Origin of the sequence: Dysgonomonas termitidis, from assembly GCF_042654545.1 — a bacterium.
Lineage (GTDB): Bacteria > Bacteroidota > Bacteroidia > Bacteroidales > Dysgonomonadaceae > Dysgonomonas > Dysgonomonas termitidis.
The window spans coordinates 1-3,277 of the sequence record NZ_JBHSGN010000106.1 but is presented as its reverse complement, the minus strand read 5'-3'; the positions used below and the strand labels follow the sequence as shown (position 1 = coordinate 3,277).

At 40.7% G+C, this 3,277-nt stretch carries 5 protein-coding genes and 2 tRNA genes; all 7 read left to right on the top strand.

The window, feature by feature from the left end; genetic code table 11:
- Nucleotides 1-300 precede the first annotated feature (300 nt).
- The 7 genes from dtd (at nucleotide 301) to ACFO6W_RS18030 (ending at nucleotide 3,259) form a co-directional block, all read left to right on the top strand.
- Nucleotides 301-753 (top strand): D-aminoacyl-tRNA deacylase, encoded by a 453-nt coding sequence (gene dtd, locus ACFO6W_RS18060; RefSeq protein WP_379998971.1) that lies wholly within the window; start codon nucleotides 301-303, stop codon nucleotides 751-753.
- Nucleotides 754-846: 93 nt separating this feature from the next.
- Nucleotides 847-1,173, top strand: a complete 327-nt coding sequence (locus ACFO6W_RS18055; RefSeq protein WP_379998969.1) for a nucleotide pyrophosphohydrolase — start codon at nucleotides 847-849, stop codon at nucleotides 1,171-1,173.
- Between the two features lie 104 nt (nucleotides 1,174-1,277).
- Nucleotides 1,278-2,144, top strand: coding sequence for a deoxyribose-phosphate aldolase (gene deoC, locus ACFO6W_RS18050; RefSeq protein ID WP_379998967.1), 867 nt, complete (start codon nucleotides 1,278-1,280; stop codon nucleotides 2,142-2,144).
- Nucleotides 2,145-2,199: 55 nt separating this feature from the next.
- On the top strand, nucleotides 2,200-2,697 hold the full coding sequence (ribH, locus tag ACFO6W_RS18045; RefSeq protein ID WP_006800707.1) for a 6,7-dimethyl-8-ribityllumazine synthase: 498 nt from the start codon (nucleotides 2,200-2,202) through the stop codon (nucleotides 2,695-2,697).
- Between the two features lie 36 nt (nucleotides 2,698-2,733).
- Nucleotides 2,734-2,816: transfer RNA gene (locus ACFO6W_RS18040), tRNA-Tyr, on the top strand.
- 8 nt (nucleotides 2,817-2,824) lie between these two features.
- A tRNA-Gly gene (locus ACFO6W_RS18035) sits at nucleotides 2,825-2,897 on the top strand.
- 71 nt (nucleotides 2,898-2,968) lie between these two features.
- Complete coding sequence (locus ACFO6W_RS18030) at nucleotides 2,969-3,259, top strand: Arm DNA-binding domain-containing protein (protein WP_379998965.1); 291 nt, start codon at nucleotides 2,969-2,971, stop codon at nucleotides 3,257-3,259.
- The last annotated feature ends 18 nt before the right edge of the window (nucleotides 3,260-3,277 follow it).

Sequence of the window (3,277 nt, the reverse complement as noted above, 5' to 3'; positions counted from 1 at the left end):
TTTTCAAAAAGTAGGCTTATGTATTTATTATCAATTGATTACAAATACCATTTACCTTTGTTACCTTTTAGAGTCCTTTGCAGAGACAATCCTTTGTTACAGGTCTGTTAGAAACAGTCAGACAAAAGACTTAGCTATAATAAGGATAGAAAAATACTGTAAAAAGTGTCAGGTTTGTCAAGTTTTATACAAAAGCTGCAAACAAACGGATTATTAATTTTTCATTCTTAATTCTTAATTATTTTCCATGTTACTTTTTCAGAAAAATCATTTGCAGGCGAAGCTAAAACAAGAAGAATAATGAGAGTATTGATACAACGTGTTGCAAAAGCATCCGTAACAATAGAAAACAGCATAAAATCGCAGATAGGAAAAGGGCTTCTTATCTTACTCGGGATAGAAGACAACGACAACAAAGAAGATATAGAATGGCTCTGTAATAAAATAACAAACCTTCGTATCTTTGATGACAAAGACGGCGTAATGAATCTCTCTGCCCTGGACACGGACGCCGATATGCTGGTGGTCTCGCAATTCACACTGCATGCATCGACCAGGAAAGGAAATCGCCCGTCTTATATCCGTGCATCGAAGCCCGATACAGCCATCCCGCTCTACGAAGCATTTTGCAATACTTTGAGCCAAAAGCTGAGTAAAAATATAGGCACTGGCGAATTCGGGGCAAATATGCAGGTAGAACTGATAAATGACGGTCCTGTAACGATATGGATAGACTCTAAAGTAAAAGAATGAAAAGAGGAAAATGGTGCAGGCAAGTCCATAATTCATAACTCGTTGACTCATAACCTGTAACTGCCCAAAGGGCAAACTAACTCGTAACTAAAAATGACAATAGAAGAAGCTCAACTGGCAGTTGATAACTGGATAAAAACAATCGGAGTCCGCTATTTCAGCGAACTGACGAATATGACCATCCTCACCGAAGAGGTAGGTGAACTGGCGCGTATTATGGCGCGCACATATGGCGATCAGTCATTCAAGAAATCCGACCTCGGTAAAGATCTGGGGGACGAGATGGCTGATGTGCTCTGGGTACTGATATGTTTAGCCAACCAGACAGGAATAAACCTGGCAGAGGCTTTTCAAAAAAATCTGGAAAAGAAAACGAACAGGGATAGGGACAGACATAAAAACAATGAAAAATTGAAATAAGATCATGGAGCTACCTATTACTTCAGTAAGAAATTATTTACATTGATATATCTGATTTTGTAAATTCTGAAATCTTGAAATATGAAATTTTTAAATATAATAATATGGCAGAAATAAATAAATATACCGATACACTGAAAAAGTATAAAACAGACCTCAAAGATGCTGATATAGCTGAAAAAGTAGAGGAAATAATCAGTAAGAAATTCGCCCAGAATGACAATAGAGAGGTGTACAAAAGGCTGTATTCGTGCATAGACCTTACCTCGCTGAACGCGACCGATACCCGTGAAGACATCTGGAAGTTTACCGAAAAGGTCAACGGGCAGGATGGAGCTTCCGACCTGGCAAATGTAGCTGCTATCTGCGTTTATCCCAACTTCATAGAGACTGTGAAGGAAGCCCTTACCGCCGACGTGAAAATTGCTTCTGTTGCCGGAGGATTCCCTTCGTCACAAACATTTACAGAAGTGAAAATAGCGGAAACGGCACTCGCGGTAGCCAGTGGCGCGGACGAAATCGACATAGTCCTCAATCTGGGCTTTTTCATGGATGAAAACTATGAGGAACTAAGCGAGGAAATAGACGAAATAAAACATGCCTGCCGTGAAGCAAAATTAAAGGTCATACTGGAAACAGGGGCGCTGAAATCTGCCAGAAACATAATGAAAGCCTCCCTTCTGGCCCTCTATTCGGGAGCTGACTTTATCAAGACATCTACAGGTAAAGGTTACGAAGGCGCTAGTCTGGAAGCCGCATATGTAATGTGTACAGCCATCAGGGAATATACGGCGAAAACAGGCCGTAAAGTAGGTTTTAAAGCATCGGGAGGCATCTCTACCACCGCAGATGCCGTTAAGTATTACACGATTGTAAAAGAGGTCCTGGGCGAAGAATATTTAAACAATGAGTATTTCCGTATAGGGGCAAGCCGCCTGGCTGATAATTTGCTCGATAGCATAAAGGAATAAGAAGCATACGTATTTAAAAAAAACTTATCTTTGCTCAAAAATAAACAGAATAATTATGGCAACAGCATATCACAACTTATCATCTTATAATCCCGAAACAGTTCCTAACGGTGAAGATATGAAAATAGGGATTGTAGTTTCGGAATGGAACGAAACTGTAACCACTCCCCTACTCCAGGGCGCTTTCAATACACTGATAAAGCATGGAGTAAAAAAAGAAAATATCCTGATTGATTTTGTTCCGGGTAGTTTCGAACTGATATTCGGCTCGAAGCATATGGTAGAAAATAAAGGAATAGATGCAGTAATCGCATTGGGCTGTGTAGTCAGAGGAGATACTCCGCATTTCGACTATGTTTGCAGCGGTGTAACGCAAGGTATCGCCGATATGAATATCCGTTACGATATACCGTTCATATTCGGGCTGTTGACCACTGACAATATGCAGCAGGCTGAAGAACGTGCCGGTGGTCGTCATGGTAACAAAGGGGATGAATGCGCAATCACAGCACTAAAAATGATAGATTTTTACCGCAGAAATTTGGAGGAATAAATAAATATATTACCTTTGCATTCGCTAAAGATAAAAGGGCAGTTACCAAAGTGGCCAACTGGGGCTGACTGTAACTCAGCTGACTTACGTCTTCGGAGGTTCGAATCCTTCACTGCCCACATACTTTGCGGAAGTAGCTCAGTTGATAGAGCATTAGCCTTCCAAGCTGAGGGTCGCGGGTTTGAGCCCCGTCTTCCGCTCTGATAACAGGACACTTGTAGAAATACGGGTGTCTTTTTTTATGCCCTAAAATGAGGTATTTTGATAGCTAATGTTAGCAGAGATGTTAGCAAGAACGTTAGCAACAATCAGTGTTATGAACATTACAGTTAGCGTTGTATGTTACAAGTACAGACCTCAAAAAGATGGCAGACATCCCCTTATGTTACGAGTTAGCAAGGATGGTAAACGAAGTTATCAAAGTCTTGGTATATCAGTTAATCTTGAAGACTGGGACTTTAAGAAGAATGAGCCAAAACTATCTTGTCCCGACAGGGAGTATATTCAGAAGATAATCATTGATGGAAAATCCAGTGAGCGTTGCCCCCTCGTGCCAGTCTAAATTGACCCCATGTACCAA

Excerpts from the sequence above, each read along its gene's own strand:
- ACFO6W_RS18030 (WP_379998965.1), top strand. The coding sequence starts at position 2,969 with ATGTTAGCAGAGATGTTAGCAAGAACGTTAGCAACAATCAGTGTTATG.
- ribH (WP_006800707.1), top strand. The coding sequence starts at position 2,200 with ATGGCAACAGCATATCACAACTTATCATCTTATAATCCCGAAACAGTT.
- deoC (WP_379998967.1), top strand. The coding sequence starts at position 1,278 with ATGGCAGAAATAAATAAATATACCGATACACTGAAAAAGTATAAAACA.
- ACFO6W_RS18055 (WP_379998969.1), top strand. The coding sequence starts at position 847 with ATGACAATAGAAGAAGCTCAACTGGCAGTTGATAACTGGATAAAAACA.
- dtd (WP_379998971.1), top strand. The coding sequence starts at position 301 with ATGAGAGTATTGATACAACGTGTTGCAAAAGCATCCGTAACAATAGAA.